Origin of the sequence: Streptomyces sp. NPDC007084, assembly GCF_040703595.1 — a bacterium.
In the GTDB taxonomy this organism is placed as follows: Bacteria; Actinomycetota; Actinomycetes; order Streptomycetales; family Streptomycetaceae; genus Streptomyces.
The window spans coordinates 1-26335 of sequence record NZ_JBEYFY010000033.1 but is presented as its reverse complement, the minus strand read 5'-3'; the positions used below and the strand labels follow the sequence as shown (position 1 = coordinate 26335).

Here is a 26335-nt window from a genome sequence, read left to right as displayed (position 1 = left end):
TGCTGCCAGTCTCTTAGTGTACCCGACCCCATGCGACAATACAGTCAACTTGCCCTGAATCAGGGGAAGTTGACCGCCGAAGCTGGCGGAGATCGCGAGGTCGACCGGTGTCGACAGGGCTTGTCGCCACGGCAGTACGGGCAGGCCCAACTCGCCGAACAGGTCGTGGAGTCCGCCCTGGAACACGGAGGACTCCGTTGAGGTGACCAGGAGTTGTATCCGCAGGTCGTCGTGGAACAAGGGCAGGACGTCCAGCAGGCGGCCGGCCGAGGTCACGTTGTGGACCACCAGCAGCACGTGCCGGCTCGACTCCCGGCTGACCCACCTCCCGGCACCCTCCCCGACCGGCACCCGTACCGGAAGAGGCTCACTTGGCCTCATGGGTGCCTCCTGGGCGACAGCGGGTGTTCGAAGGGAGGCTCTACCCTAACCAGCCTCGTCCCCGTCGAAGAGACGGCCCTGCCACCCGCTCCCCGGGCGGTACGGTGAGGGCAGGGGCGGTTGCCTTGTCCGCTGTGCCGGCCGGAGGATGCGATGAGCGGGGACGGGCGCGAACGCTCGCAGGACCACTTGCCGAAGCTTCGCCTCGACGAGCTGCTGGGTGAGCTACAGGTCCGTATCGACGCGGTGCGGGGCACCCGGGACCGGCTGCACAGCCTGCTGGAGGCGGTGCTGTCGGTCGGGCGCGAACTGGACCTGCCGCAGGTGCTGCGGAGCATCGTCGAGGCCGCCGTCGTGCTGGTCGACGCCGAGTACGGCGCGCTGGGCGTGATCGGCGCCGACCGCAGGCTCGCCGAGTTCCTGACCGTCGGCATCGGCGAGGAGCGGCGCGAACAGATCGGTGACCTGCCCAGCGGGCACGGCATCCTCGGCGAACTGATCCGGCACCCGGAGCCGCTGCGGCTGCCGGAGCTGTCGGAGCACCCGGCCTCCCACGGTTTTCCGCCCAACCATCCGCCGATGCACTCGTTCCTCGGCGTCCCCATCCGGGTCCGGGACGAGGTGTTCGGGAACCTGTACCTGACCGAGAAGCGCAGTGACAAGGAGTTCGACGCCGAGGACGAGGCCGTCCTGTCGACCTTGGCCGTCGCGGCCGGGGTGGCCATCGAGAACGCCCGTCTGTACGAGGAGACGAGGCTTCGCGAGCGATGGCAGCAGGCCAGCGGAGAGGTGACGCGGCTGCTGCTGTCGGGGGCGCCGAGCGCGCGCGTGCTGGAGCAGATCGTCGACGCGGCCCGCACGATCGTCTCGGCCGACATGGGGATGATCGCCGAGCGTCTGCCGGGGGAGGAGGCCCTGAGCCCGGCGCTCGCGGTCGGATTGGGCGCCGAGCGGCGGCACGGCCTGGTGATGTCGGCCCGGGACGGCCTGGTGGCCGCGGCGCTGACCTCCTCGGAGCCGGTGGTCGCCGATGACGTCGCCCTGGACGCCCTGGGCGCCCTGGACGAGGGGGCGGCCGGTGGTGTGCCGCAGTGGGCGGTGGGGCTCGGCCCGGTGGTCGCCGTACCGCTGGGTGCGGGAGGGAAGGCGCGCGGGGTGCTGCTGCTGGGCCGGCTGCCGGGCTCGGCCCCGTTCGGCGAAGCGGCCACCGGACCGCTGCTCGCGTTCGCCGGCCAGGCCGCGCTGGCGCTGGAGCTGGCGGAGCGGCGCCGGGACGCCGAGCAGATCGCGCTGCTCCAGGACCGGGACCGTATCGCCCGTGATCTGCACGATCTGGCGATCCAGCGCCTCTTCGCGGCCGGGATGACCTTGCAGAGCGCGCAGCGCTTCATGGAACACCCCGAGGGCCGGGAGCGGCTGACCCGGACCGTGGACGACCTCGACGACACCATCAAGATCATTCGGTCCACGATCTTCGGCCTGCGGGCGCACGGCGGCTCCCGGGAGGGCGCCGGTCTGCGCGGGCGGGTGTCGGAGGCGGTGCAGACCGCCACGCACTCCCTGGGGTTCGCCCCGGGGCTCCGGATCGAGGGCCTGGTCGACACCGACGTGCCGGGCGGCATCGCGGACCACGCGCTGGCCGTGCTGGGCGAGGCCCTCAGTAACACGGCCCGGCACTCGGGCGCCCAGTCCGTCGACGTCCGGCTGCGTCTCGCCGCCGGCGAACTGACGCTGACCGTCACGGACGACGGCTGCGGCATCGCGGACGACGTGCCCCGCAGCGGCCTGAAGAACATGGAGGAGCGGGCGGCCGTACTCGGCGGCACCCTGACCCTCACCGAGCGCCCGGAGGGCAGCGGCACGCTACTGGAGTGGCGCGTGCCGGTGGCGGCCGGCGGGACCGCGCCGGGCTGAGCGGGGCGGTGAGGCAGGAGCGCCGAGGACGCGCCCGGCCGGCCCCGCGTGTGAGCCGCCCCATCCGGCCGGACCGGCACGGAATCGGGGAGGGTGATCGGGGGATCAGCGAGGGTGATCGCGGAATCGGTGAGAGTGATCGCGCGATCGGTGAGGGTGATCGGGGGATCGGTGAGAGTGATCGCGGGATCGGTGAGGGTGATCGCGGGATTCAGCGAGGCCGGTGCTGGTCGGGCGACGCGTCGGGGTGTTCGAGGTGGCTGGCCAGGACCGCTGCCTGGACCCGGCGCTGCACGCCGAGCTTGGCGAGCAGCCGGGAGATGTGGTTCTTCACCGTCTTCTCCGACAGATACAGCCTCTTGCCGATCTCCCGGTTGGTGAGCCCGTCCCCGATCAGCGCGAGAACGTCCCGCTCCCGGGGCGAGAGGCCGGCGAGTTCCGGCGGCAGGGCCGGCTCCTCGGCCGGGTCGGCGCGCAGCCGGCTCATCAGCCGGGCGGTCGTCGCCGGGTCCAGCATCGACTGGCCGGACGCGACGGTACGGACCGCCGAGACCAGGTCGGACCCCTTGATCTGCTTCAGCACGTAGCCCGCCGCGCCGGCCATGATCGCGTCCAGCAGCGCTTCCTCGTCGTCGAACGAGGTGAGCATCAGACAGGCCAGCTCCGGCATCTGACTGCGCAGCTCCCGGCACACGCTGATGCCGTCGCCGTCCGGCAGGCGTACGTCGAGGACCGCCACGTCCGGACGCAGGGCCGGGCCGCGCGCGAGCGCGTGCTCCACGTTGCCAGCGTCGCCGACCACCGAGATGTCGGGTTCGGCGTCCAGCAGGTCGGTCAGACCGCGGCGTACGACTTCGTGGTCGTCCAGCAGGAACACCCGGATGGGGTGCTGCTCGGAGAACGTACGCGTCCCTGCCATGACGACCCCTCGTTCAGACCGGCCGGAGGGCACACCACGGTCGGTGGGCCCCTGTCAGGACGATCATCGTCCCTGAGGCCCGGGTACACCAGGGCCGACCGGCCCAATCCGAGTACGGGCGCCTTTCGCCTACGGGCCGTCTACGCCTACGGCCCGCCTTTCTCCAGCGGGCCGTCTACGCCTACGGCCCGTCTTACGCCAGCGGGCCGTCTACGCCTACGGCCCGTCTTTCGCCTACGGCCACACCGGCCCCGGTCGCTCCAGCGGCTCGGCGGCCCCGGTGGCTCCAGCACCCCGGTGACCCAAGCCGCCCCGGCAAGTCCCGCTCCCCGTCCCGGTCCCGCTCCTCGTCTCGTCCCGGTCCCGCTCCTCGTCCCGTTCCGTCCCGCTCAGCGCGCGTTGCCGCTGCCGTAAGGGGCGTACAGGTCGAGGAGCCGCGTCCGGGAGGACTGGAGGCGGTGCGCGACGATGCCGCCCACCCACTCCGCCACCGCCATGCCGAGCACGGGATCGGCATGGCACACCGCCCGTACGGCCTCGGCGTCGAACTCGTAGGCGCGCACGGGTGTCGTCGCCTCGGCGCCGAGATGGAAGGCGTGGGGTGCGAACAGCCAGGACCAGCCGACGAGTTCGTTGTGGCCGAGCACCTCGATGACGGCGGCCCGGCGCCCCGGCACCCGCAGGTCGAGCGCCACCGTGCCGGTCCGGATGATCCAGAACCGGTCGGCGTGCCGCCCCTCCTCGAACAGCCGGGCCCCCTCGGGGATGGAGACCTCACGGGCCAGCCGCATCAGCCGGTCCCGGTGGTCGACGGGCAATGCCCGCAGCATGGTTGTGGGAGAAGCGTTCATGAGCCTGCCTCTTTTCCGGAGCGCGACCCTTCCACCCCCAACCTCCTACGGCACCCCTCCTGTCGCCATGGGCCACTCGGCCCTGCCCGGGGTCCGCGTGGCACCGGCCCGCGCCGAACGGCCCTGCGAAAGGGCCTGTCCGGCCCCTGCCCACGGCGGCAGCCCCGTATCACGCTCGAAGGGAGAAGGCGTGCGGCAGGCAGCCCGCTGACCGGGCGGGCGAGGCTCCGACCGGGCTGACCCGGCTGACCGGGCGGACAAGGCTCCGACCCGGCTGACCCGGCTGACCGGGCGGACGAGGCTCCAACCCGGCTGACCGGGCTGACCCGGCTGACCCGGCTGACCCGGCTGACCGGGCTGACCCGGTGCGGCCACGACCGAGGGGAGGAACAGCCATGGCCATCCGCCAGGTGACGGTAGGTGTCGACGGCTCACTGACCGCCGTACGCGCGCTCGACCGGGCCGCCGAGGAGGCGGTGCTACGAGGCGCGACGCTGGCCATCGTGTACGCGGTACCCGACGTGGACATCGCCGGACCCGTGCTGGCCTCCGCCGTGTTACGGGTCGGCCGGCGCTGCCCCGACCTTGCCGTCACCGCGCTCGCCGTCGCCGGCAACCCGGTGCGTGCCCTGGAGCGGCACGCCCGGCACGCCGAACTCACCGTGGTCGGAGCACGCGCGCTGGGCCCGCTCGCCGGACTGCTCCTCGGCTCGGTGAGCCGCCGTCTGGCGGCGCGTATCCGCGGGCCGCTGCTCGTCGTGCGCGGCGACCAAGTGGTCGGCGGAGGCGAGGTGTTGCTCTGGCCGTCGAAGGGGGCGGACGCGGACGCCGCGGCCTTCGCGTTCGCCGAGGCCGAGCGGCGCAGGACCCCGGTGCGCGTCCTGGACGGCGAGCCGGCCGGCTGCGGGCCCGCCCGTCGTTCCGCGCCGGGCCGTCCGGCGGCGGCCCCCGGCGACGGGACGAACCGCCCGACCCCGGACCGGCGCGGACCCTCTCACCGCGCCCGGCGCGGACCCTCGCATCGCGCCGGACGCGGGCTGCTGGAGGCGACCCACGGGGCGGGCCTGGTCGTGATCTCCGGCCGCGGGCACCGGGGACTTCCGGCGGACGCCGCGACCCGGGCCCTGCTGCGCCACTCCCACTGCCCGGTCGTCATCGTCCCCGACGGAACGGCATGAGGGCTCCTCCCGCCCCTCCCAACCAGCAAGCCGAGCAACGAAGTTGAGCGATCGCGCCCGGCGCGGCCGACCGGTCCCCCGATGAGGGCCGTTCGGCCCAACCACCCGGGACCCGCGGCCCCTGCGAACTTCCGTGCCGATGAAGGACATTGAAAGCGCGAACAGACGAACAGACGAACAGACCACCACGAACTCGGGGGACACCCCTGGGAGGGATGAGCATCATGGCCGTCCACGAACAGTCGCACCGGAACACAGGATCCCGATTCGCCTCGCTGCGCAGGGACCGCTCCGCGCAAGCGGCGAACGAGGCCGGCACCGCCTTGGCGACAGGGGCCGGCGCGTACGCTTTCGCCGGACTCCGCCTGCTGACGGGGTTCGTGTTCCTCTGGGCCTTCCTCGACAAGACCTTCGGCTTCGGCTACGCCACCCCGTCCGGCAAGGGCTGGATCGACGGCGGCTCGCCCACCAAGGGCTTCCTCGGCGGCGTGGCGGCCGGACCGATGGAGTCGACGTTCCACTCCTGGGCCGGCGACACCTGGGTGGACTGGCTGTTCATGGCCGGTCTCCTCGCGGTCGGCGTCGCCTTCGTGGCCGGTGTGGCGCTGCGGCTCGGCGCCATCGCGGGCACCGTGATGATGGCCATGATGTGGGTCGCCGAGTGGCCGCCCGCCCGGCATCTGTCCGACGGCTCGCCCAGCATGTCGAGCAACCCGTTCGTGGACTACCACGTGATCTACGCGCTGGTCCTCATCGCCCTCGCCGCGGTCGGCGCGGGTGCCGTGTGGGGCCTCGGCCGGCTCTGGGAGCGGCTGCCCCTCGTACGCGACAACGCCTGGCTGCGGTGACATCCCCGCCGGGAACCGTGCCCCCGCCCACCCGGCGGGGGCATCTCCCGCACAGCCTGACTCGGCGGGCGAGGCATCTCCCACACGGCTTTGACCCGCCCGGCGGGACACCTCCCGCACAGCTCTGACGCCGATCGGCCCCGGCAAGGACCGACCGACCCCGCGCCTCCCACCGGCGCGGTGAACACAAGCCTGATCATGCAGCCCCAAGGAGGCCCCAACATGTCCCGCACCATCGTCGTCGGTCTGGACGGCACACCGGAAAGCGTCACCGCGGCGGACTGGGCGGCCCGCGAGGCCGTACGCACGGACGCCCGTCTGCACGTCGTGCACGTCTGGCTCTGGCAGCCCCTCGTATACGCCCCGCTGGCCGGCGTCTCGGTCCCGCCGGCGGTGGAGGAATCCCAGCGCGCCTGGGCCGAGAACCTGCCCCGGGAGACCGCCGCCCGGCTGACCCTGGAGCACCCCGGCCTGGCGGTCAGCGCCGAGTGCGTCTCCGACCAGCCGGCCGGCGGGCTGCTGGCCGCGGCCAAGGACGCCGAACTCCTGGTGCTCGGGTCGCGGGGCCTGAGCGGTGTCCACGGTTTCCTCGTCGGCTCCGTCGCGCTCTCGGTCGCGGCCCGCAGCCGGACCCCGCTCGTCCTCGTACGGGCGGAGACGGAGACGGAGGCGGCGCGGGCACAGGATGCCGGAGAGGTCGTCCTGGGGCTCGATCTGGACCACCCGGATGCCGCAGTGATCGAGTTCGCCTTCGAGGCGGCGGCGCGCAGGTCGGTCGGCCTGCGGGTCCTGACCGGCTGGACCCTGCCGGCCTTCTACGGCTTCAGCGGAGCCTCCGACGCAACGGTCAACGCCGAACTGCTCGCCGCGGCCCAGCACCGGCTGACCGAGGTCGTGCGGCCCTGGCGCGAGAAGTTCCCCGCCGTGGACGTACGGGAGCAGAGCGTGAGCGGCGGCGCGGGCCCGGCCCTCGTCGACGCCTCCCGGAACGCCGGCCTGGTCGTCGTCGGCCGCAAGAACCGCTCCGCCCCCGTCGGCGCGCACATCGGGCCGGTGACCCAGGCGGTGCTGCACCACTCCGTCGCCCCCGTCGCCGTGATCCCCCACGACTGAGCCGGGCCGGCGCGGGTGTCCAGGTCGGCACGGGTGATCCGGACCGATACAGGTGATCCGGGCCGATACGGGTGATCCAGACCGATACAGGTGATCCGGGTCGATACGGCTGACCCGGACCGCTGGGGACCGGTGCCGGGGCCGGCCGCTTGGGCCGCCCGGTCTCGCGACGGGGACCGACCGGCCCAAGCGGGCGAACCGCCGCCGGGAGATGCTGGAAGGACCTGATCCTCCGACCATTCGATGCGCCGACCAGAGGGAGCGAAAGGCCATGTCAGAACATGCACGCAGGACGACGTCCGACGGTGCCGCGTCGTCGGCGGCTCCCCAGGGCGACATCGGACGGCGCATCACGACGCGACGCGAGGAACTGGGCCTGAGCCGCGAGGAGACCGCCGCCCGCGCGGGCACGGCCGCCAGCTATATCCAGTACCTCGAAGAAGAGCCCACCGCGACGCCCGGCACGAGCGTCCTGATCCGGGTGGCCGGCGCGCTGGACACCACCCTCTCCGCCCTGCACGGCGGGGACGCCGATCTGCCGCCGGGCCTCGGACAGGCCGCACGCCACCCCGAACTCGTCGAGCTGGACCCTGAGCAGTGCCGGGAGAGGCTGTCGACGCACGGCGTCGGGAGGGTCGCCGCCGACACCCCGGACGGCCTGGTCGTCCTGCCGGTCAACTATAGCGTCGCCGACGGCGAGGTCACCTTCAGGACCGCGCCCGGCTCGACCATCGCCTCGGCGGTCGGATCCCGGGTCGCCTTCGAGGTCGACCACGTCGACGCGTCCCACAGCCAGGGCTGGAGCGTTCTGGTCCAGGGCCGCGCGCAGGCCGTGACCGACGACGACACCGTGCGCCGGCTCGACTCCCTGGCCCACAGCCGGCCCTGGGCGGGCGGCGAGGACCGGAACCTGTGGATCCGTATCGACGAACAGCGCATCACCGGGCGACGGATCGTCGTCCCGTGATCCCTGCCGCCCCCGCCTCGTGGGGCGGGAAATCCCGGGTCACCTGCGCGTTGATCTGTGGACCGCGTGAGAGTGGGCTTCGGTGATGAGTACCAAGGACGGCATTCGCGAACTGGGCCGGCAGGAATGCCTCGACCGGCTCGGGCGGGCGCCCATCGGCAGGGTCGTGCACACGCAGAACGCCCTGCCCGCGGTCCTGCCGGTGAACTTCAGCCTGGACGCCCAGTTCGCCGTCGTCCTGCGGACGTCGGCGGAGTCGGAACTGGTGCGGTCGATCGACGGCGTCGTGGTGGCGTTCGAGGTCGACGCGGTGGACTCCGTGACGCACTCCGGCTGGAGCGTCGTCGTGACGGGCCACGCCACCCTGGTGGACGACCCCGACGAGCACCAGCACCTGACCCGGACGGGGCCCCGGTCCTGGATCGCCTCGCCCCAGGACGTCTTCATCCGCATCGCCTCGGAGCTGGTCACCGGCCGCGAACTGGGCGAGGGCCCCCGAACAGACTGACCACACCCGCCCCGACCGACGACGGGCTCGCGCGCCTAACCCGCCGGGAGCGGCCCCCGGCACAAGCGCCACCCCACCACGCCCCCGCACCCTCGTCCCCGTCCCGTCTCGCCCCCCAAGCGTCCGCCCCCGGCTGGCCGGCTCCGGGCACGCAACCCGCGCAACCCTCCGCCCCCGGCCGGTCGGCTCCGGGCACGCAACCCGCGCAACCCTCCGCCCCCGGCCGGTCGGCTCCGGGCACGCAACCCGCACAACCCTCCGCCCCCGGCCGGTCGGCTCCGAGCGCCCAACCCGCACAACCCTCCGCCCCCGGCCGGTCGGCTCCGAGCGCCCAACCCGCCGGAGAGCGCCCCCACACGCATCCGACCCAGCCGCCCGGGTCAGCCCGGGACGCACCCCGCCGGACACGGCCCCCCGGGCCCCCCGCCCGCACACGCGGACCCCGGCGCCGTCCCCGCGAGCGCCACCCCCTCGAAGGGAAAGCGCGCGTCGCCCCCGACGCGCCGCGAGTGCTGCCGCTGCCGCTGGCCGGCGGACGCGCGGGCCGCGCTGTCGGTGATCAGCCTGCGCAGCGCCTCCCCGCCCCTCGGCTCGGGAAGAGCCGGGTCCAGAGCGGACAGCACCCGTTGCGCCCGCCGCCGGGCCCGGCCGCCGCGGCCCTGGTTCAGGTCGACGTACGCCTTGGCGTAGTGGGCGACGAGCGCGGCCCAGGAGTCGTCGCGAAGGTTCGGCTGGGTCAGGGCGCGCCGCGCGGTGCGCCGCGCCGCGTCGGGGTCGAAGGACGTCTGGGCCACGGCCTGGGCCGCGAGGCTCACCGCCGGTGAGGGCCCGCTGCCGAGAATGCCCGAGTCGGTACGCGCGGCCTCCTCGAAGTGCCGGGCGGCGGCGCGGGCGTTCCCCTCGTGCAGGGCGATCACGCCCTGCACATGGGCGATGTGGCCGAGGGTGGCGTCGTCACCGGCCATGACCGCCGCGGGCCACGCCTGCCCCAGCAGCGCACGGGAATCCTGGGAGGCGCAGCCGGCGCCGAGCCAGGCGGCCAGCCAGCGGCCCCGCATGCCCGCGTCGCTGTCGGCCGGACACAGCGGCAGGAGCCGGAGCAGATATCCGCGGCCTTCCTCGCCGTGGCCGAACACCGCCCACCAGAACCACAGGTTCACGACCGTCTCCAGGGCCGTCGCCGCGTGGTAGGGACGGCACAGCGACTGCCTTAGCACCGTGGTGAGTTCGGCCTGCTCCTCCTGGACGAGACGGACGGCCTGGTCCTGGCAGCCCACCGTCCACAGGTTCTCCGCGATGGCCGCGATCTGGCGGCAGTGCGCCACCCGGCGTTCGAGCGCGACCTCGTCCTCCCCGGCCTCCCGCAGCCGCTCGGCCCCGAAGTCCCGCGCCGCTCGGGTCATACGGTAGCGGGGCTGGCGCAGGTCACCGGGGTCCCGTTCCGCCTCCAGTACGTTGACGGCCGCCAATTGGACCAGCAGGGACGGCACTTGGCGGGGGTCCACGCCGCCGCCCGCGCAGAGGAACACCGCCGTCGACTCGTTGAACGACCCGGCGAACGCGCTGGCCCTGCCCCACACGATCCGGGCCTCGCGCGTGCACAGCGCGTAGCTCGCGCCGACGGTGTCGCGCAGCGACCGGTGCCGCCGCAGGCCCGGCCGGTCACTGGACAGCCAGCACTGGTGGATCTCCAGCATGTGGGCCAGCTGGCCAAGGGACTTGGACGCGACCTGCTCGGCGGCGAGTTCGATGGCGTGCGGTACGCCTTCCAGGGAACGGCAGATGGCCTCCACCGACCGCAACTCCGCTGTGCTGAAAGTCTCTTCGGCCCGCGGTGAGGGGAGTCCCTCCGTGAGGGTCTGGGCCCGGTGGAGGAACAGCTCGACGGCCGGCGCCCGCCCGGGCGCGGTGTCCGGTGTGGTCGTGGCGAGCGGCGGTACGTGCAGGACCTGTTCCTCGCCGAGCCCGAGCGCCTGACGGGACGTCACCAGCACGCGCAGCCCCGGCACGGCGACCAGCAGCCGCTGTACGACGCCCATGCACTCCCGGTGGACGGGGTCGATGTCGTCGAGGAAGAGCAGGACGCCGGTGTCCGGCAACAGCCCGGCCAGCGCGGCGGTGTCGGCCTCCCGGTGCTGCGGCCATCTGCCGGTCAGCGCCTCGGCGATGGCCGAGGTCAGCGCCCGGGGGACGCCGGGTCCGGTGTCCTGCCAGCGCACGTGGACCACGCGTCGCCACGGCCCGCCGGGTCTCGCCGCCACCTCGGCGGCCAGCCGGCTCTTGCCCACTCCGGGCTGGCCGGTCACGGTCACCAGGTGGTGCCGGGTCAGCCACTCCTCCAGGAGGGCCGACTCCCGTTCCCGGCCGATCAGGCCCTCGGCCCACCCGCCGCCGAACACGGGCGCTACCGCAGGCTTTCGCACGTCTTTGGCCTTCCGTACTCTCCGACCGCCGCCAGGGGGACACCACGCCCCGGCCGACACGGCGGCCAGACCGTCACCCTCGACTGCAGAACCGTCACTGCTGTCGTTACGGCAGACTCAACGCAAGCCCCGCGCCAAGGTGCCGACGGCGCCCGCAGGATCACTCACGACGGGGATGGCTCGAACTCGGCTACGTCAACGGGGCGGGCCCCGGGTCGCTGGCTCCGTCGTCCAGGCGGGCAGCATCGTCTACTTCGTCCGCAACGGGCTGCGCAGGATCGAAGTACTCCTGGGGGGCAGCCGTGTTGACGGCTCCGGCGATCCTCGGCGGCCTCCTGCTCCCGAGGAGGGCGAGGCTGCCCGCCGCGGCGGTGCCGTAGCGGCCCGTCGCACAGCCACCAAACAGTGAACCCTCGCACAGCCAAGGCGAGTTCGGCTCCGCTAGGTGAGACGACGGTACGCGGCGCGGGCGTTGACGACGCGGGCGACGACGGTTCCGGCGACCGCCGCGCCGAGCAGGCACGCGAGCCATGTGGTGTCGCGGTGTTCGGCCCAGGTCAACTGCCCGGCCGGCGGGATGGCGAAGCCGTTGAGATGCAGCCAGCACAGCAGGGCGGTACCGGGCGCGGCCGTGATACGGGCGTGCAGACCGAGCAGCGCGGACAGCAGGGACAGCCCGATCAAGGCGGTGTTCGGATGGCCATGGCCGACGAGACCGTTGGTGATCGCGACCAACAACAGCGCGCTGCTGAAGGCGGCGAACCAGACGAGCGGGGTGGCGACGGGCTGAGGCACCGCCCTGGTACCCGTGCTCAGACGCACCCATTCGATGCCGCGCATCCTTCGATCCTTCCTCACGGCCCGCTCCTTCGGGGGCGATGGGCGGCACACCCGCCTGCGCGGGCCGTACCGCGGAGAAGATTGTGTCACCGGGATCTCGTGCCGCGCACCCCGCCGTCCAAGGGAGCGGCAGGACCGCACGGTGGGGCGGAGTTGTGCCGGGTGCGCTCTTGCGTGAGTCTGTGTCGGGAACCACTCGTCGGTCCTTGCCGAGACATCGGAGTTCGCCTCGTATGACGTACCAGATCCCGCCGGAGGCCGTTTGCTTCGTCGATCGAGAGGGCGAGCAGGCGCGGGCGCTCAGCGCGGTGGAGAGCGGAAGCAACCGTTCGCGCCCGTTGTGTCTGGCTCTGAGCGGTCTCGGGGGAGTGGGCAAGACCGAACTGGCCTTTCGCATCGCCCGTTCGCACCGAGAGCGCTATCCGGACGGCGTGCTCTACGTCGACCTGGACGACTGGCGTCGCGAGGGTGTCGTGGAAGTCGACGACGCACTCAGGGAGTTGCTGCGGTCACTCGGTGTCGGCGCGGAGTGGCTGGGACATTCCTTCCAGGCGCGCTGCAAGCAGTACTGGACACGGACCGACGACAAGGGCCTGCTCGTCATCATCGACAACGCCCGCTACGGCTCCGAGGTGATCCCCCTGCTTCCGGCGTCGGCACGCAGCCTGGTGGTCGTCACCAGTCACGGCCCGCTCTACGACCTCGAAGACGGAGCCGTCATCGACCTTCCCGTCGGCCCCTTGGGCGAGGGCCACGCCATGGAACTCCTCCGGCAGATCGTGGACGATCCGCGGCTGGCCACCGAGCCCGAAGCCGCGGCCGGCCTCGTGGGACTGTGCTCCGGTCTGCCCGCGGCACTGCATGTCGCCGGCCGCTGGATGCGCAGGCATCGCCGCCGCCCGCTGGAACGCCTGCTCGCCGAACTCACCGCGGAACTCAACGACAAGGGAATCACCGTCGTGGAACGGGTCTGGGACGCGGCGTACGCCTCCCTCAGCCCCCAGGCACGCTTCCTCTACCGGCTCCTGGCCGCCGCCCCCTCCGCATCCTTCACGGCCGACAGCACCACGGCCCTGCTGGGCCGAGGCCGCGACGCCGCGGACGAGGCGCTGGAGGAACTGGAGGGCGCGGGCCTCATCGATCCGCGAGGCGACCGCATGCGCCAGCCGGAACTCCTCCGTGCCCACGCCGCCCGCTGCGCCCGGCGGGACGACCCCGACGGGCAGGAGCGGGCGGCGGGACAACGGCGCATCGTGCGCTGGTACGTACGCCAGGCCCAGCGCGCGGACACGACCGCCGCCGGGCCGCGCCTCACACTGGCCGAGCCGGTACCGCCGGTCGAAGGCGCGCCCGACGTCCCGTTCGACCGAACTCCCGGTTCACCGGCGAGCGCCGCGCTGCGCTGGCTGGCGGCCGAACGCCCCGCGTTGTCCGCATGCGTCCGGACTGCCTACGACCAAGGTCTCGACACGGAGGCATGGACCCTGTGCGAACCCCTGTGGACGCACTACCTCGACCACCCGTACGGCAGCGATGTCGTCGACGCCTTCCAGACCGGCGTGCGGGCGGCGCAGCGCGCCGGACACCTGCCCGCCCTGGCACGGATGCGATGCCAGGTGGCTCGCCCGCTCTGGGAGAGCGGTGACTTCGAGGGCGCCACGGAGCAGATGCGGCAGGCGCTGAACGTCACCCGGATGCTGGGCGAGTCCGCTCAGGAACGCAAACTCACGGCCTCCGCCGTGGAGTTCCGCGGCATGCTCCGCCGCGCGCAAGGAGACGCCGGCGGCGCGGCGGCCGACTTCCAAACGGCGCTGGAGACCCACCGGGCCATCGGCAACACCTACGGCGTCATGCTCCAGACCTACCGGTGGGGCCAGACCCTGGCGGACGCCGAGGACTGGGAACAGGCCGTCGCCGTGCTGGAGCGCGCCCATGCCCTGGCCACGGAGATGGGGCGCGAGCGCATGACCGCCCGTACCGGATTCGCCCTCGCGCAGGCGCTGTTCCGCCTCGGTGGCACCGGCCGGGCACGCGAACTGTACGAGGCGGCCCTGTCGGCGGCCCGCACGCGCGGCGCCGAGCACGAGGAGGCACGTGTCCACGACGCGCTCGCCCAGCTGTCCGACGCCACCGGGGACCCGGCGCGGGCCCAGCACCACCGTGAGGCCGCCGACGCCATCCGCCGGCGCAACGGCGCGCTCTGACGACGACTAGAAGGGCGCCTCCGCCTGAGCCGCGGTGGCCTCCGACACCTCGGCCCGGAAGGAGAGGTCCCCGACCGAGCAGGTGACGGAGACGGGCATGTCCGGGGGCCCGGAGCACGAGCCGAGCCAGGCGTGCACCGCGCTGAGGACGGCGGCGGGATCGGCCCACACAAGCCGGCCGTCCCGCTCACACGGAGCGACGCGTACCGCCAGCAGCTCGCCCGCCCGCCTTCGCACCACACACAGCGTCGCGGACACCATCGCCGCGGCTGTACGGCAGCCGGGATACGTCTCAAGGACCTGCGCCGTCCACCCCGCCGCCGTCCAGAGGGTGTGATGCCTGCCGGCCGCAGGCTGACCCGCACGCCGATACACCAGCGCCGCGCTCTGCAGGTGCTGTTCACCGGCGGAGCCGTACTCGGCGGCCAGGTGGTGCGCCGGGGTGTCGGCGTACGTGGGTGTCCGGTCGAGCACGACATGCGTGCCCGTTCGCCGGACGCGCACGGCGAACGCGACAGGCTGACGGGTGGCGGGACGCGGCGGCGGCAGCACCCTGGCCGTGACGGGGGCCGAGGGCCGGGGGAGCCCCATGAGCCGGTAGAGAGCGTCCCGCAGCAGGTCCAGCGCACGGCCCTGCTCGGCGAAAGCGGACCGCGCCAAGGTCCGTACGGTGGCGGGGTGATGCGCGGCCAGCGCCTCCCGCAGAGCGCCGGGAGTCGGTTCTCGCAGACGCGGTCCGTGTTCGAGCAGTTGGGCCACCGGCGTTCCGGGGATGAGTTCCGCGCCCCCTTCACAGACGCCCACGACGGGACGCCCCAGCGCGGCCGCGTACAGGGCCGTGGAGCCGTGGTCGGTGAGCACGGCGTCGGCGGCCACGAGGACCGCGGCCCAGTCCTCGTAGGGTCCGGCCACCACGAGTCCGGCGTCCAGCGCGGGTGCCAGTCGCTCGTACAGGTCGAACTCGCCGATGCGGCTGTGTTCGTTGGGGTGCACGATCAGCGCGACCTGGTAGGAGTCGTAGGGCAGCGCGGCAAGCAGGTCGGCGGCCAGACGCGGACGGCGGCGCAGGAGCGATTCCGGGCCCCAGGTGGAGGTCAGGGCGACGAGGGTGCGGGCGCCTGTGTCCAGAGCCGCGCGGTATCGGTCCCTCAAGGACCGTGAGGCCAGGATGCGTTCGAGGGTGGGGTCCCCAACGACAGTGGCGGGCGCCGCTGCCCGCGTGCTCGTGGCGGCGAGCCGGGCCACCTGGCTGGGGTGGGCCAGTGCGTGAAGGGACGCCAGGGGACGGCCGCCGGAGAGCAGGTAGGCGGGGTCCAGGCCGGATGCCGTGACGGAGTCGGTGCCTTCTCCGGGCACACTCTTGCCGAAGCCGGCCCCGTGGGGCAGCAGTACGCGCGGCCCGCTCAGCGATCCGATGTCGCCCTTGGGGCTGGCGGTGAGGATCAGATCGTAGGAGCGGGAACAGGCCTCGCTCCACGGCACGGTGTGGGCTCCGGCCCGCTCGACGGAACTCAGCGCCTCGATGCCGAAGTCCGAGCCTGGAACGAGGGCGAAGGAGCGTGTGACCCGCTCGTCACCGGCGAAGACGGGCAGCACGTCAAGGAGTCGGTACAGTGCCGCCGCCGACCGGACCGCGAAAAGAACCTCTCGCCCGTCGCCCGTCGCCCGTCGCCCGTCGCCCGTCGCCCGTCGCCCGTCGCCCGTCGCCCGTCGCCCGTCGCCCGTCGCCCGTCGCCCGTCGCCCGATTGTCTTCCATCCTATCGGCGCGGGAGACGTCGTGTCCGGCGTTTTCGCTGATCAGGGGGACGTCTTCCGCGGGCGGCATGCGTAGATCGTACCGGTCCCCCTTCCGGCGGAAATCGCCGTGCCACCTCGGAGGAGGGGGCCAGGAGATCGCCGTCAAGTCCGCCCTGGCAGCGGGCCGGACGGAGAGAATGACCGTATGACGGAATCGGGAATCGCATTGCTCGCGGCCGGCTCGGCGTTGCTCGGGAGCGTGGTGACCGGGTGGTTCACCCGTGGAGCGGGCCACCGCCAGGCGGAGGCGGCGCGCCACGCGGGTGACCGGCAGGCGGCGGCCGTGCTGGAGACCGCGCGTATGACGCTGGAGGAACAGCGGGCGGTCCGCCTGAACGAGGAGCGGCGGCGGGCGTACACCCGGTTCCTCGAAGCGGCGGAGGCCACTGTGCTGGCGCGACGGACGGGGGAGGGGCAGCCGACCGGGCGGCAGGAACTGCAGCAGTCCTTGGGGGCGGTGCTGCTTGAGGGGCCCGGCGGCGTGGAAGAGGCGGCCCGTCGTTTCGCCGAGGTCGCGGGCAGGAGCGGCGGCACGCTCGATGATCTGGAGCGGGCGAGGAAGGCCTTCGTCGACGCGGCGCGCGAGGCACTGGGCGTATCCGACGGGCACGTCTGAGGCGTGTCCCCCGTGCCCCGCCGCCGGTCCTCGCCGTACTCGGCGGCATACGCCCTACGGCTCGATGAGCCCCACCCGGATCGCGTAGCGGGTGAGTTCCAGGCGGTCGCGCAGGCCGAGTTTCTGGAGGAGGTTGGCGCGGTGGCGCTCGACCGTCTTCGCGCTGATCACGAGGAGCGCGGCGATCTCCCTCGACGTGTGCCCCTCCGCCACGAGTTTGAGGATCTCCTCCTCGCGTTCGGTGATGGGCCGGGCGGGCAGCCGGTCGCCGTTGCCGACGCGGTCGAGGTAGGTGCGGATGAGGGTGGACTCGGCGCCGGGGTAGATGAAGGGTTCGTCGCGCAGGGCGGCGTGGCAGGCCTCGATGAGGTCGCGGTCGGCGACGGACTTCGGGACGTAGCCGGAGGCCCCGGCCTTGAGCGCCTCGAAGAAGTACTGCTCGTTGTCGTACATCGTCAGCATCAGGATGCGCAGGTCGGGCAGGATCCGGGAGAGTTCACGGGCGGCCTGCAGGCCCGTCTGGCGGGGCATGGCGATGTCGAGGATGGCCAGGTCGACGGCGTGCTCCTTGGCCTGGGCGATGGCCTCGGCTCCGTCGGAGGCCTCCGCCACGACGGTGAGATCGCGTTCGGCGTCGAGGATCAGGCGGACGCCGCGGCGGACCAGGGCATGGTCGTCGGCGAGCAGAATGCGGGCCGGTGCGGTCATCGCACGCTCTCCTGGAGGCGGTCGCCGGTGGTGTCGCTGTTCACGTTCAGGCGTACGTCCGTTCCCCCGTGGGGGCCCGGCGCCACGTCGAGGACGGCGCCGATGAGCAGGGCCCGTTCCCGCATGCCGCTGATGCCCGCGCCCTCGGGCGCCGCCCCGATGCCCCGGCCGTTGTCCCGGACCAGCAGTCCGACCTTGCCGTCCGGCAGGGGGCGCAGATGGACCTCGACGCGGGTCGCGTGAGCATGCCGGGCCGTGTTGGTCAGCCCTTCCTGCGCGACCCGGTAGAGGACGAGTTCGGTCGCCGGGTCGAGCGCCGGCAGCCCGGGAGTGATGTGCGCGGTGGCGCTCAGCCTGCTGTTCGTGAACTCGGTGGTCAGCGCCCGGAGAGCGGAGTGCAGGCCGAGTTCCTCCAGGACGCCGGGCCGCAGCCGCCGGGCGATCCGGCGGATCTCCTCCAGGCCCGCCCGCGTGGTCTCCTGCGCCTGCTGGAGACCGGGCCGCACGCTCGGCGGGGCGTGGTCGACCGCGTGCTTGAGCTGGAGCAGTACGGCGGTGAGCGTCTGCCCGACCTCGTCGTGGAGTTCCCGGGCGAGCCGCTGCCGTTCGGCCTCCTGGGCGGACAGGGCTCTGCCGGAGCTGCGGGCCCGCTCGGCCTCGAGGCGGGCGAGCATGGCGTTGAAGGACTGGGTCAGCTCGGCGATCTCGGAGGGCCCGGTGACCGCCGCGCGGTTGCCCGGCCTGAGCAGGTCCGCGGTGGCCATGGCCCCGGTCAGCCGGGCCAGCGGCGCGAGCCCGACCCGCAGCAGGATGGCGTTGGCGGTCAGCATCACCACCAGCCCGGCGATCAGCAGCAGCGCCTCGCCCAGCCCCACCGGTGTGGACACGGTGACCGGACCGAGGAGCAGCAGGACCGCCACGACGAGCACCACGGCGTTGAGGAGGAAGATCCTCCAGTACAACGTCATGCCCGCGCGCTCCTCTCCCGGTGGTCCTCGGCTTCGTCGTCTCCCACCGCCGCCCGACGACCCGGTTCAGAGCGCTGACCTGGGGCGGACACGACAGCCCCGCACCACTCTGGTCCCTTCGGGTGCACCCTGTCCATCCGTGCTGACACCCATATGCCTGGCCTGTTCACAACTGGCAGCATGAACCCTCGCCGCACGGACCGTCGGCGGTCCGCCATGGCCGCACGTTGTTGGATTTGAACAGGGAGGGAGGGGTTGTGCCTGCTCCGCGCATGAGCACCACGCCCTTGCCGGGAATCGGTGTCCGCTACGATCTCACGACGCGCGAGCATCGTCAGCTGTCGGTGATCGCCCATCGGGACGGGACCCGGACGGTGAACGTCTATCAGGTCACCGACCCGGACGCCTGCGCCCAGTCGTTGCGCCTCACCGAACCGGAGGCCGCCTCGCTGATCAACGCGCTGGCGCCCTCGCACCACAGCCCGAGCCTGCTCTCCACCACCGACCTCGGACTCGTGGCCGAGCGGATCGAGCTGTCCACCACCTCGTACTGGAACGGGCGGGTCCTCGGCGACACCCGGATGCGCACCGAGACCGGCGCCTCCATCGTCGCCGTGCTGAGGCGGGCGCAGGCCATACCCTCCCCGACGCCGGACTTCCGGCTGGCCGGAGGGGACACCCTCATCGTGATCGGCACCCGCGAGGGTGTGGACACGGCCGCCGCGATACTCGGACGGGAGTGAGACGGCGTGCACTCCTCCGCCATCTTCCTGATCGAGTTCGGTGCGATCATCCTGGCCCTGGGGCTGCTCGGCAGGCTCGCCGGACGGCTTCAGTTCTCGCCCATCCCCCTCTACCTCCTGGCCGGGCTCGCGTTCGGCGAGGGAGGGCTGCTGCCGCTGGGCACCAGCGAGGAGTTCGTCGCGATCGGCGCCGAGATCGGCGTGATCCTGCTGCTGCTCATGCTCGGGCTCGAGTACACCGCGAGCGATCTGGTCTCCAACCTGAAGACGCAGTACTCGGCCGGTCTGGTCGACGCCGCGCTGAACGCCCTGCCCGGCGCCGCCATGGCGCTGCTGCTCGGCTGGGGGCCGGTCGCCGCCGTCGTCCTGGCCGGTGTCACCTGGATCTCCTCGTCGGGCGTCATCGCCAAGGTCCTCGGCGACCTCGGCCGCCTCGGCAACCGCGAAACCCCGGTGATCCTCAGCATCCTGGTCCTCGAAGACCTCTCCATGGCCGTCTACCTGCCGATCCTCACCGCCCTGCTCGCCGGGGCCGGACTGGCGGCGGGCAGCGCCACCCTCGCCATCGCCCTCGGCGTCGCCGGACTCGTCCTGGTCACCGCCGTACGGTACGGACGCCACATCTCCCGCTTCGTCTCCAGCGACGACCCGGAAAAGCTCCTCCTGGTGGTGCTCGGCCTCACCCTGCTGGTCGCCGGAGTCGCCCAGCAGCTCCAGGTCTCGGCCGCCGTCGGCGCGTTCCTCGTGGGTATCGCCCTGTCCGGTGAGGTCGCCGAGGGCGCCCACAACCTGCTCGCCCCGCTGCGCGACCTGTTCGCGGCCGTCTTCTTCGTCTTCTTCGGCCTGCACACCGATCCCGCCAGCATCCCGCCGGTACTGCTGCCGGCCCTCCTGCTGGCCGTCGTCACCGCCGGCACGAAGATCGCCACCGGTTACTGGGCGGCCAAGCGGTCCGGGATCTCCGTCAAGGGCCGCTGGCGCGCCGGCGGAACCCTGGTGGCGCGCGGCGAGTTCTCCATCGTCATCGCCGGGCTCGCCGTGGCCGCCGGCATCGAACCCGATCTGGGCCCGCTCGCCACCGCCTACGTGCTGATCCTGGTGGTCCTCGGCCCGCTCACCGCCCGCTACACCGAACCGGCGGTCGCCTGGATCGCCCGGCACCGCGGGACGCCGGGCCCGCGTTCCGTCGAACTGCCCTCCGACCTCCGGGTCAAGGAGGCCGTGTTCGTCGGCTCGGCGGGCGGGTTCGCGGAAGCGCCCGAGGCGGCGGGGAGGGGCGCTGACGGCGCCCCGGCACGCCAGGGGCACACCTCCGCCCCGGCCACGTCCGGGGAGCCCGGCGAGGACGCCGGCGGTGACGCGTCCCGCGACGACGGCTCCCCGTCCGACAGCGCGGACGAACGGGACCGGAACGCCGACGGCGGGGCCGACGCCCAGCCCTGACCCGGCTTCACCGGCCGGGATCAGGCCGCCGGGGCACGCAGGCCCTGGATGCCGCTGCCCACCGACCAGGTCTCCGGTCCTCCGCCGGGCCACTCGACGACCGGCAGGTCGGCGGCGTCGACCTCGTCGAGGTCCGGCCGGCCGGAGCGGCGGAGCAGTTCGGTGAGGCCGTGCAGACCGCGCACCGTACCGGCGTGCTTCCCGTCCACCCAGACCTGACGGCCCGCGCGTCGGGTGGGCTGGACGACGACGGACCGGTCGCTCATCGTTCCCACCTCACGTTCCGGCGGTCGCCGCGACAGGCGGGGGTACGACGACGGGCGCTGCGGCGGCACGCGAGGCGCCGGGCCGCTCGGCCGACGCGGGGATGACCTCGCGCCGCGTGACGGCAGTCGCCCGGCGACAGCCCCCGGACCCTGTCGGCGTGGTCGCGGTCGTCGCGGCCGTCGCGGCGAGGTAGGCGCGGGCGGTCTCCAGGGCCTCGGAGATCTCCCGCGTGCCGGTGGACACGCAGAGCGTGTATTCGAGGTCGCGCACCCGCGCGCCGAGCGCGGCCTCGGGCGCCGCCGACTGCTCGGCGAGCAGCGTCTCGTACCGCGTCAGCAGGCCCTGGAGCGTGGCGGGGAGGGGCATCAACATCGGTGCGACTCCTTGGTTCGGACCCCGGCGACCCGGGACGGCTCGCGTGGGGCAGGGGGGATCGAGGTTTTGCGCGAAGGGGGGGTCGCCGTGGGGCGGCCGTGGCGTACGCGGACGTACGGGTCAGGTGCGGGCCGGACGTCGCCGGGAGCGGGGCGCGGACTGGGCGAGCGCCCCGTCGCGTACCCGCGTACAGCTACGGGTGATGAGCCGGGAGACCTGCATCTGCGAGATGCCGAGCCGGTCGGCTATGCCGCTCTGCGTCATGTCCTCGAAGAAGCGCAGGTAGAGGATGGCCCGCTCGCGTTCGGGCAGCCGGCGCAGCTCGTCCTTGGCCGCCTCGCGGTCGACGACCAGGTCGTACGACGGGTCGGTGGCGCCCAGCGAGTCGGCGAGGCTGTATCCGTCGTCGCCGGCGGCCAGTTCCGCGTCGAGCGACAGGGTGCTGAAGCTCTCCAGCGCCTCCAGACCCGCCGCGACCTCCTCCTCGGTGAGCCCGGTGTGCGCGGCGAGGTCGGCCGGGGTCGGCTCGGGGCTGCCCGGCCGCTGGGTGAGGTCACGGCGGGCCAGGCGCACCTGGTTACGGAGCTGCTGTACGCGGCGGGGTACGCGCAGGGCCCACGCCCGGTCCCGGAAGTGGCGCTTGATCTCGCCGGTGATGGTCGGCACGGCGTAGCTCTCGAAGGCGCCCCGGGAGGGTTCGTAGCGGTCGACGGCTTTGACCAGGCCGAGGGCGGCCACCTGCCGGAGGTCTTCCAGGGCCTCCCCGCGGTCGCGGAAGCGGCCGGCGATGCGGTGCGCCATGGGCAGCCACGCGGCGACCAGTTCCTCCCGGACCGCGTCCCGCTCCGGGCCGGGCGGCCGTTCGGCGAGCCGCTCGAAGAGGGCGGCGGTGTCGGGGGAGTCGTCGTGCGGGTGGGGAGTGGCGCCGGAGTCGGGACCGGGGGTGCCGGCGACGGGCCGACGGTCTTCAGTCACTTCAGTGAGCATGGGCTGATCGCTCCTGAACGGCGGGTCCCGGCCGGATCGGCTCGTCTCAGCGCGCCGCCCGGACGGAACTGTCGGGTGTCTGCGCCGCGCAGAAGATCCGCCTGGCCGGTACTGGTCGTAGCGCAGGCCGGCAGGGGGATCCCTCTGGGGCGTGCGCCTTCGGTCCGAAGCGCGATGTCCTGTTGCCCCCTGGTCAGAAGCGTAAACAATCACCCCTGACTTCGCCTTCCGGCGCCCGCCGCGTACGCCGTCGGGCCCGGGCCCGGGCCGGTGACCGCCCCTTTCGAGGTAGGCCAGGAGCCCTGGAGGCGGCGCGTCACAGCCGGGTGGCCGTGCGGACCAGACCGGCGAGGGCGAGGGAGCGGCTGTGCGCGGGCCAGGCGATGTGGGTGACGACCGGCGGCGCGTCGGTCAGGGGGACGGCCTTGTGCTCGGCCCACAGCCAGGCGCGGGCCGAGTCCGGGTAGACGGCCATGGTGCGTCCGAGGGCGATGAGCTGGGCGAGCTGGGTCTGGTCGTGGACCTCGGGGCCGGGGCCCGGCGGGTAGACGCCGTCGCGGGACCAGCGGGCGAGCGGCAGACCGGGGAGGCCGGTGATGTCGGCCAGGGTCAGCGTGGACCGCGCGGCGAGGGGATGCGCGGCGGGCAGGACGGCGATCTGGCCCTCGGTCATCAGCTCCTCGCTGTCGAATCCGGCGAGCGAGTTGAACGGCGCGTGCATGAGCGCCACATCGGCGCGGCCGTCGCGCAGCATCCCCTCCTGCTCACAGGTGCCGCTCGGCAGCACCTCGACCTCGGCGGCGTCGGGCTCGGCCGCGTACGCGTCGAGGAGTTTGTGCAGCAGTTCGTGGGACGCGCCCGCCTTCACCGCAAGCACCAGCCGGTTACGGGGACCGCCCGGGCTGTCGGCGCCACCCATTCCACCGGCACCACCGGCGCGGCGGGTGCGGCGCGCGGCGGCGGTGGTCGCGTCGAGGGCCGCGCGCCCCTCGTGCAGCAGCATCTCCCCGGCGCCGGTCAGGGCCACGCCCCTGCGGTTGCGCTTCAGCAGCGAGACCCCGAGCCGCCGCTCAAGCTGCTGGATCGCCCGGGACAGCGGCGGCTGGGCCATCCCGAGACGCTCGGCGGCTCGGCCGAAGTGCAGCTCCTCAGCGACGGCCAGGAAATACCGCAGCTCACGCGTCTCCAGGGTGTCCATGACCCCACCGTACCCCTGTGATACCCGGCGGGTATGACTGAGGGCCGTATCGGTATTGGCCGCGCCGGACGCCCCGGAGCGAGCATCGACGGTATGAGCGAAACGAAGAACCCGCCTCCCACGCCTCTGCCCGGCGGCACCTGGACTCTCGGCGATCTGACCGTCACCCGCTTCGGCTACGGCGCCATGCAGCTCGCCGGCCCCGGGGTCATGGGTCCGCCCGCCGACCACGACGGCGCCCTCGCCGTCCTGCGGGAGGCCGCCGCCCTCGGCATCAGCCACATCGACACCGCCGGTGCGTACGGACCCCGGGTCACCAACCGGCTGATCCGGGAGGCGCTGCACCCCTACGCCGCCGGGGCACCGCACATCGTGACCAAGGTCGGCGCGGTCCGCGACGCGCAGGGCGGCTGGCCCCCCGCCCGACGGCCCGAGGACATCCGGCGTGCCGTCCACGAGAACCTCGAAGACCTCGGCCTCGACGCGCTCGACGTGGTCAATCTCCGGCTCGGCGACGCCCAGGGCCCCCGGCCCGGCTCGCTCGCGGAACCCTTCGAGACCCTCGTCGAACTCCGTGAGCGGGGCCTGATCCGGCACCTCGGAGTCAGCAACGCGACCCCGGAACAGGTCGCCGAGGCGCGGGCGATCGCGCCGATCGTCTGCGTCCAGAACCTGTACAACCTCGCCTTCCGGCAAGACGACGAGCTGATCGACCAGCTCGCCGGACAGGGCATCGCCTACGTGCCCTTCTTCCCGCTCGGCGGCTTCTCCCCGCTGCAGTCCGCGGCGCTCTCCGCCGTGGCCGGGCGGCTGGACTCGACCCCGATGTCCGTCGCCCTGGCCTGGCTGCTGCGCCGTTCGCCGAACATCCTGCTCATCCCCGGCACCTCGTCGGTGGCGCACCTGCGCGAGAACGTCGCCGGCGCGGCTCTCACGCTCTCCGACGACGACCTGGCCGAGCTGGACGAGTTCGGCCACTGACGAGATCGACCACTGACGAGATCGGCCACTGAGGGGAAGCGGCACCGCCCTCCTGCCGGGCGGGTGTCCGCGCGGCGCCGGGACCGGGCCGACGGCCACGTGACCGGGCCGACGGTCGCGTGACGTGGCCGGCGGCGGCGGCGGCCGAGCGACCGGCCGGCGGTCCAGCGCGAAGCGGCCGGTCACCTCGGGTGTGAGGTGCCGGCCGCTTCCGCGTCTTCCGGTGCTCGGGGTCTCCCGCTGCTCAGGCCGCCTTCTTGAGCGCGGCGAGATGGGCGAAGACGACGACGTTGGCCGAGTAGCCGTGCTTCTTGTCGAAGCGCCCGCCGCAGGTCATGAGCCGCAGCTCAGGACGGTTGGTGGGCCCGTACACCTTGTCCGCCGGGAACTTGTCCTTCGCGTACTTCGTCACCTGGTCGACGGTGAAGACGGCGGTCACTCCGTCGGCCCGGGTGACCTTCACCGCGTCCCCGCGGTGCAGTGCGTTGAGGTTGAGGAAGATCGCCGGACCGGTCTCCGTGTCGCGATGGCCGACGATCACGGACGTTCCCGCCTCGCCGGGGGAGGGCCCGTCCTGGAACCAGCCCACCTCCTTCGGCTTGCTCATCGGCGGAGCGCCCAACTGGCCCTTCGCGTCGAGGCCGAGGCCGATGACCGGTGCCTCGATGAAAATGGCCGGGATCGCCACCTTCACGGGCCGCGACCGTACCTGCGGTGCGGGCGGGGACTGGTGCGGGGCCGGCCCGCCGCCCACGGCGTCCGTGCCACGGGCGGCGGCGGTGACCTTCTGCTCGTCGGACGAGTCGGAGCACGCCCAGACGATGCCCGACACGAGCGAGAAGGTCACCGTCAGCGTCATCGACAGACGGCACGCCCGACTCGGTCCCCGTCGCCGGCGCGGCCGTCGGCTTGGGACGTCACGCCTCGTTGCGGGCACGGCGGCGCGCGGTCCGGCGGGCGACGATCAGCGCCGCGACTCCCACCCCGCCGGCCGTCACCGCGGCGGTGGTCCCGAAGGACGAGTCGCTGTCCGAGCTGAGGTTCTCGGTGCTCTCCGGGACGCCGCCGCCACCCGCGGGAACCGCGCCGACGGGCTTGGTCCAGCCGCTCTTGCCCGGGTTGATCTCGGCGGGACCGCGGCTGTGGTGCGCCTGGGCGGCGCAGTCGACCTTGAAGCGCTTCTGCTTCGGGCCCGCCGGGGTGGTCCACACCAGCTGGTAAGTGCCCTCCGGGAGCAGGTACTTCGAGCTGCGCGCGGAGCCGTTGACCAGCGGCAGGGTGCTCTGGAGGGTGTCGCCGGGCGGGGTGGTCGGCGGCTGGGCGGTGATCGTCCAGGCGACGGCCGGGAACGACTCGAAGTTGCTGGCCGAGAGCACGAACTCACAGACCTCGACCCCGTCGCCGCCGCGGCTGTGCCAGCCGATCGAGCGGATGTCGATGTCGCCGCTGTCGCCGGGGGCGGCGTAGGCGGCACCCGCTCCGGCCAGGGTGGCGCCGGCGAGAGCGACGCTGGCGGCCAGCACGGCTCCGCCACGGGCACTGCGGAAGCGGAGGGGGGAGGAGACGAACATGAGGGCTCCTTCAAGCCGAAACGATTGTCGTACTAACGGGGCGAACACGTAATGAATGGCATGAAGGAAGGCGAAAAGCTGAGAGGCGCATGAGCGAAGTATGAGAAATACCTCAAACAGCCCATGGGTGACGGCTTCTGACGGCCCTACAGAGGCCTGCCCGGTCCCGCCGCCGGGCCGGACAGCCCCTCTGACCCCCTGTCAGGCCCGCCCTTGGTCGCGCCTGCCCGTGCCGGAGGGCCCCGCCGGTCGCGCCGGCCCCTGCCGCACACCCCGGCCATTCCCGACGGGCAGGCCCTCCGGTCGCCCTGGCAGGACACGCCCGCCGGGCGGCTACTCGTCGCCCTCGTCCAGGCGGCGCAGGTCGTCCTCGTCCCAGGTACGCGTGTCGCGGGGCTGGGTGTACGGCTCGGTGTGGGGCTCCAGACCGCCGGCGACCGCCCGCTGGCGCACCGCCTCGGCGTCGAACTCCAGGCCCAGCAGGATCGCGAGGTTGCTGATCCACAGCCACACCAGGAAGACGATGACGCCGGC

24 protein-coding genes and 2 pseudogenes are annotated in these 26335 nt (G+C 73.1%); 11 read left to right on the top strand and 15 right to left on the bottom strand.

The annotated features are described in order from the left end of the window. A pseudogene (locus AB0912_RS24070) lies at positions 1-297 on the bottom strand (hypothetical protein); the annotation flags it as partial. Between the two features lie 237 nt (positions 298-534). Here AB0912_RS24070 and AB0912_RS24065 point away from each other — a divergent pair. Next, positions 535-2295: a GAF domain-containing protein gene (locus tag AB0912_RS24065; protein WP_366703055.1), complete on the top strand. Its 1761-nt coding sequence runs from the start codon at positions 535-537 to the stop codon at positions 2293-2295. Between the two features lie 211 nt (positions 2296-2506). Here the strand turns inward: AB0912_RS24065 and AB0912_RS24060 are convergent, their stop codons facing one another. Then, positions 2507-3214, bottom strand: a complete 708-nt coding sequence (locus tag AB0912_RS24060) for a response regulator transcription factor (RefSeq protein WP_366703053.1) — start codon at positions 3212-3214, stop codon at positions 2507-2509. A gap of 389 nt (positions 3215-3603) precedes the next feature. Next, complete coding sequence (locus AB0912_RS24055; protein ID WP_366703051.1) at positions 3604-4065, bottom strand: cyclic nucleotide-binding domain-containing protein; 462 nt, start codon at positions 4063-4065, stop codon at positions 3604-3606. 395 nt (positions 4066-4460) lie between these two features. Between AB0912_RS24055 and AB0912_RS24050 the strand changes: the two genes are divergently transcribed. From AB0912_RS24050 to AB0912_RS24030, 5 genes are all read left to right on the top strand, one after another. Then, positions 4461-5243 (top strand): universal stress protein, encoded by a 783-nt coding sequence (locus AB0912_RS24050; RefSeq protein ID WP_366703049.1) that lies wholly within the window; start codon positions 4461-4463, stop codon positions 5241-5243. Positions 5244-5467: 224 nt separating this feature from the next. Continuing rightward, complete coding sequence (locus tag AB0912_RS24045) at positions 5468-6091, top strand: hypothetical protein (protein WP_366703047.1); 624 nt, start codon at positions 5468-5470, stop codon at positions 6089-6091. A 222-nt stretch (positions 6092-6313) separates the two neighbouring features. Continuing rightward, positions 6314-7204 carry a universal stress protein gene (locus AB0912_RS24040; RefSeq protein WP_366703045.1) on the top strand — a complete coding sequence of 297 codons (891 nt, stop codon included), beginning with the start codon at positions 6314-6316 and terminating at the stop codon, positions 7202-7204. Positions 7205-7475: 271 nt separating this feature from the next. Further along, on the top strand, positions 7476-8171 hold the full coding sequence (locus AB0912_RS24035; protein ID WP_366703043.1) for a pyridoxamine 5'-phosphate oxidase family protein: 696 nt from the start codon (positions 7476-7478) through the stop codon (positions 8169-8171). An 85-nt stretch (positions 8172-8256) separates the two neighbouring features. Continuing rightward, positions 8257-8679 carry a pyridoxamine 5'-phosphate oxidase family protein gene (locus AB0912_RS24030; RefSeq protein ID WP_366703041.1) on the top strand — a complete coding sequence of 141 codons (423 nt, stop codon included), beginning with the start codon at positions 8257-8259 and terminating at the stop codon, positions 8677-8679. Positions 8680-9059: 380 nt separating this feature from the next. Here the strand turns inward: AB0912_RS24030 and AB0912_RS24025 are convergent, their stop codons facing one another. Both AB0912_RS24025 and AB0912_RS24020 read right to left on the bottom strand, forming a co-directional pair. Beyond that, positions 9060-11102 carry a hypothetical protein gene (locus tag AB0912_RS24025; RefSeq protein ID WP_366703040.1) on the bottom strand — a complete coding sequence of 681 codons (2043 nt, stop codon included), beginning with the start codon at positions 11100-11102 and terminating at the stop codon, positions 9060-9062. A 441-nt stretch (positions 11103-11543) separates the two neighbouring features. Continuing rightward, a complete protein-coding gene (locus AB0912_RS24020; RefSeq protein ID WP_366703038.1) occupies positions 11544-11942 on the bottom strand; it encodes a hypothetical protein in 399 nt (132 codons plus the stop codon). A gap of 233 nt (positions 11943-12175) precedes the next feature. On the opposite strand from AB0912_RS24020, the gene AB0912_RS24015 reads away from it, so the two are divergent. Then, complete coding sequence (locus AB0912_RS24015; RefSeq protein WP_366703036.1) at positions 12176-14146, top strand: tetratricopeptide repeat protein; 1971 nt, start codon at positions 12176-12178, stop codon at positions 14144-14146. Between the two features lie 6 nt (positions 14147-14152). Here the strand turns inward: AB0912_RS24015 and AB0912_RS24010 are convergent, their stop codons facing one another. After that, entirely contained in the window at positions 14153-15742 is a 1590-nt protein-coding gene (locus AB0912_RS24010; protein WP_366703034.1) for a translation initiation factor 2, read from the bottom strand. A gap of 347 nt (positions 15743-16089) precedes the next feature. Between AB0912_RS24010 and AB0912_RS24005 the strand changes: the two genes are divergently transcribed. Next, positions 16090-16560, top strand: a complete 471-nt coding sequence (locus AB0912_RS24005; RefSeq protein ID WP_366703032.1) for a hypothetical protein — start codon at positions 16090-16092, stop codon at positions 16558-16560. 54 nt (positions 16561-16614) lie between these two features. Here AB0912_RS24005 and AB0912_RS24000 read toward each other — a convergent pair whose 3' ends face one another. Beyond that, positions 16615-17268 (bottom strand): response regulator transcription factor, encoded by a 654-nt coding sequence (locus tag AB0912_RS24000; RefSeq protein ID WP_366703030.1) that lies wholly within the window; start codon positions 17266-17268, stop codon positions 16615-16617. Then, entirely contained in the window at positions 17265-18236 is a 972-nt protein-coding gene (locus AB0912_RS23995; protein WP_366703028.1) for a sensor histidine kinase, read from the bottom strand. Before AB0912_RS23995 ends, AB0912_RS24000 begins: the two co-directional genes overlap by 4 nt. Before the next feature lie 272 nt (positions 18237-18508). Here AB0912_RS23995 and AB0912_RS23990 point away from each other — a divergent pair, with 272 nt between their 5' ends. Next, positions 18509-18979, top strand: a complete 471-nt coding sequence (locus AB0912_RS23990) for a TrkA C-terminal domain-containing protein (protein ID WP_366703026.1) — start codon at positions 18509-18511, stop codon at positions 18977-18979. Positions 18980-18985: 6 nt separating this feature from the next. Then, positions 18986-20422, top strand: coding sequence for a cation:proton antiporter (locus AB0912_RS23985; RefSeq protein WP_366703024.1), 1437 nt, complete (start codon positions 18986-18988; stop codon positions 20420-20422). A gap of 20 nt (positions 20423-20442) precedes the next feature. Here the strand turns inward: AB0912_RS23985 and AB0912_RS23980 are convergent, their stop codons facing one another. The 4 genes from AB0912_RS23980 to AB0912_RS23965 all read right to left on the bottom strand — a co-directional run bounded on the left by AB0912_RS23980 (position 20443) and on the right by AB0912_RS23965 (position 23249). Beyond that, complete coding sequence (locus tag AB0912_RS23980) at positions 20443-20688, bottom strand: hypothetical protein (RefSeq protein ID WP_366703022.1); 246 nt, start codon at positions 20686-20688, stop codon at positions 20443-20445. 10 nt (positions 20689-20698) lie between these two features. Continuing rightward, positions 20699-21061, bottom strand: a complete 363-nt coding sequence (locus tag AB0912_RS23975) for a DUF5133 domain-containing protein (RefSeq protein ID WP_366703020.1) — start codon at positions 21059-21061, stop codon at positions 20699-20701. A gap of 123 nt (positions 21062-21184) precedes the next feature. Further along, positions 21185-22051 carry a SigB/SigF/SigG family RNA polymerase sigma factor gene (locus tag AB0912_RS23970; protein ID WP_366703018.1) on the bottom strand — a complete coding sequence of 289 codons (867 nt, stop codon included), beginning with the start codon at positions 22049-22051 and terminating at the stop codon, positions 21185-21187. A gap of 316 nt (positions 22052-22367) precedes the next feature. Continuing rightward, positions 22368-23249, bottom strand: coding sequence for a LysR family transcriptional regulator (locus tag AB0912_RS23965; protein ID WP_366703016.1), 882 nt, complete (start codon positions 23247-23249; stop codon positions 22368-22370). A 93-nt stretch (positions 23250-23342) separates the two neighbouring features. Here AB0912_RS23965 and AB0912_RS23960 point away from each other — a divergent pair, with 93 nt between their 5' ends. Further along, entirely contained in the window at positions 23343-24230 is an 888-nt protein-coding gene (locus tag AB0912_RS23960) for an aldo/keto reductase family oxidoreductase (protein WP_366703014.1), read from the top strand. 244 nt (positions 24231-24474) lie between these two features. Here AB0912_RS23960 and AB0912_RS23955 read toward each other — a convergent pair whose 3' ends face one another. The 3 genes and pseudogenes from AB0912_RS23955 to AB0912_RS23945 form a co-directional block, all read right to left on the bottom strand. Beyond that, a complete protein-coding gene (locus AB0912_RS23955) occupies positions 24475-25089 on the bottom strand; it encodes a class F sortase (protein ID WP_366703012.1) in 615 nt (204 codons plus the stop codon). A 58-nt stretch (positions 25090-25147) separates the two neighbouring features. Then, the gene (locus AB0912_RS23950; protein ID WP_366703010.1) at positions 25148-25801 is read right to left on the bottom strand and encodes a hypothetical protein; all 654 of its coding nucleotides are present in this window, start codon (positions 25799-25801) and stop codon (positions 25148-25150) included. 333 nt (positions 25802-26134) lie between these two features. After that, positions 26135-26335, bottom strand: a pseudogene (locus AB0912_RS23945) (ribonuclease BN); the annotation flags it as partial.

Excerpts from the sequence above, each read along its gene's own strand:
- AB0912_RS24065 (WP_366703055.1), top strand. The coding sequence starts at position 535 with ATGAGCGGGGACGGGCGCGAACGCTCGCAGGACCACTTGCCGAAGCTT.
- AB0912_RS24060 (WP_366703053.1), bottom strand. The coding sequence starts at position 3,214 with ATGGCAGGGACGCGTACGTTCTCCGAGCAGCACCCCATCCGGGTGTTC.
- AB0912_RS24055 (WP_366703051.1), bottom strand. The coding sequence starts at position 4,065 with ATGAACGCTTCTCCCACAACCATGCTGCGGGCATTGCCCGTCGACCAC.
- AB0912_RS24050 (WP_366703049.1), top strand. The coding sequence starts at position 4,461 with ATGGCCATCCGCCAGGTGACGGTAGGTGTCGACGGCTCACTGACCGCC.
- AB0912_RS24045 (WP_366703047.1), top strand. The coding sequence starts at position 5,468 with ATGGCCGTCCACGAACAGTCGCACCGGAACACAGGATCCCGATTCGCC.
- AB0912_RS24040 (WP_366703045.1), top strand. The coding sequence starts at position 6,314 with ATGTCCCGCACCATCGTCGTCGGTCTGGACGGCACACCGGAAAGCGTC.
- AB0912_RS24035 (WP_366703043.1), top strand. The coding sequence starts at position 7,476 with ATGTCAGAACATGCACGCAGGACGACGTCCGACGGTGCCGCGTCGTCG.
- AB0912_RS24030 (WP_366703041.1), top strand. The coding sequence starts at position 8,257 with ATGAGTACCAAGGACGGCATTCGCGAACTGGGCCGGCAGGAATGCCTC.
- AB0912_RS24020 (WP_366703038.1), bottom strand. The coding sequence starts at position 11,942 with ATGCGCGGCATCGAATGGGTGCGTCTGAGCACGGGTACCAGGGCGGTG.
- AB0912_RS24015 (WP_366703036.1), top strand. The coding sequence starts at position 12,176 with ATGACGTACCAGATCCCGCCGGAGGCCGTTTGCTTCGTCGATCGAGAG.
- AB0912_RS24005 (WP_366703032.1), top strand. The coding sequence starts at position 16,090 with ATGACGGAATCGGGAATCGCATTGCTCGCGGCCGGCTCGGCGTTGCTC.
- AB0912_RS24000 (WP_366703030.1), bottom strand. The coding sequence starts at position 17,268 with ATGACCGCACCGGCCCGCATTCTGCTCGCCGACGACCATGCCCTGGTC.
- AB0912_RS23995 (WP_366703028.1), bottom strand. The coding sequence starts at position 18,236 with ATGACGTTGTACTGGAGGATCTTCCTCCTCAACGCCGTGGTGCTCGTC.
- AB0912_RS23990 (WP_366703026.1), top strand. The coding sequence starts at position 18,509 with ATGAGCACCACGCCCTTGCCGGGAATCGGTGTCCGCTACGATCTCACG.
- AB0912_RS23980 (WP_366703022.1), bottom strand. The coding sequence starts at position 20,688 with ATGAGCGACCGGTCCGTCGTCGTCCAGCCCACCCGACGCGCGGGCCGT.
- AB0912_RS23975 (WP_366703020.1), bottom strand. The coding sequence starts at position 21,061 with ATGTTGATGCCCCTCCCCGCCACGCTCCAGGGCCTGCTGACGCGGTAC.
- AB0912_RS23970 (WP_366703018.1), bottom strand. The coding sequence starts at position 22,051 with ATGCTCACTGAAGTGACTGAAGACCGTCGGCCCGTCGCCGGCACCCCC.
- AB0912_RS23965 (WP_366703016.1), bottom strand. The coding sequence starts at position 23,249 with ATGGACACCCTGGAGACGCGTGAGCTGCGGTATTTCCTGGCCGTCGCT.
- AB0912_RS23960 (WP_366703014.1), top strand. The coding sequence starts at position 23,343 with ATGAGCGAAACGAAGAACCCGCCTCCCACGCCTCTGCCCGGCGGCACC.
- AB0912_RS23955 (WP_366703012.1), bottom strand. The coding sequence starts at position 25,089 with ATGACGCTGACGGTGACCTTCTCGCTCGTGTCGGGCATCGTCTGGGCG.
- AB0912_RS23950 (WP_366703010.1), bottom strand. The coding sequence starts at position 25,801 with ATGTTCGTCTCCTCCCCCCTCCGCTTCCGCAGTGCCCGTGGCGGAGCC.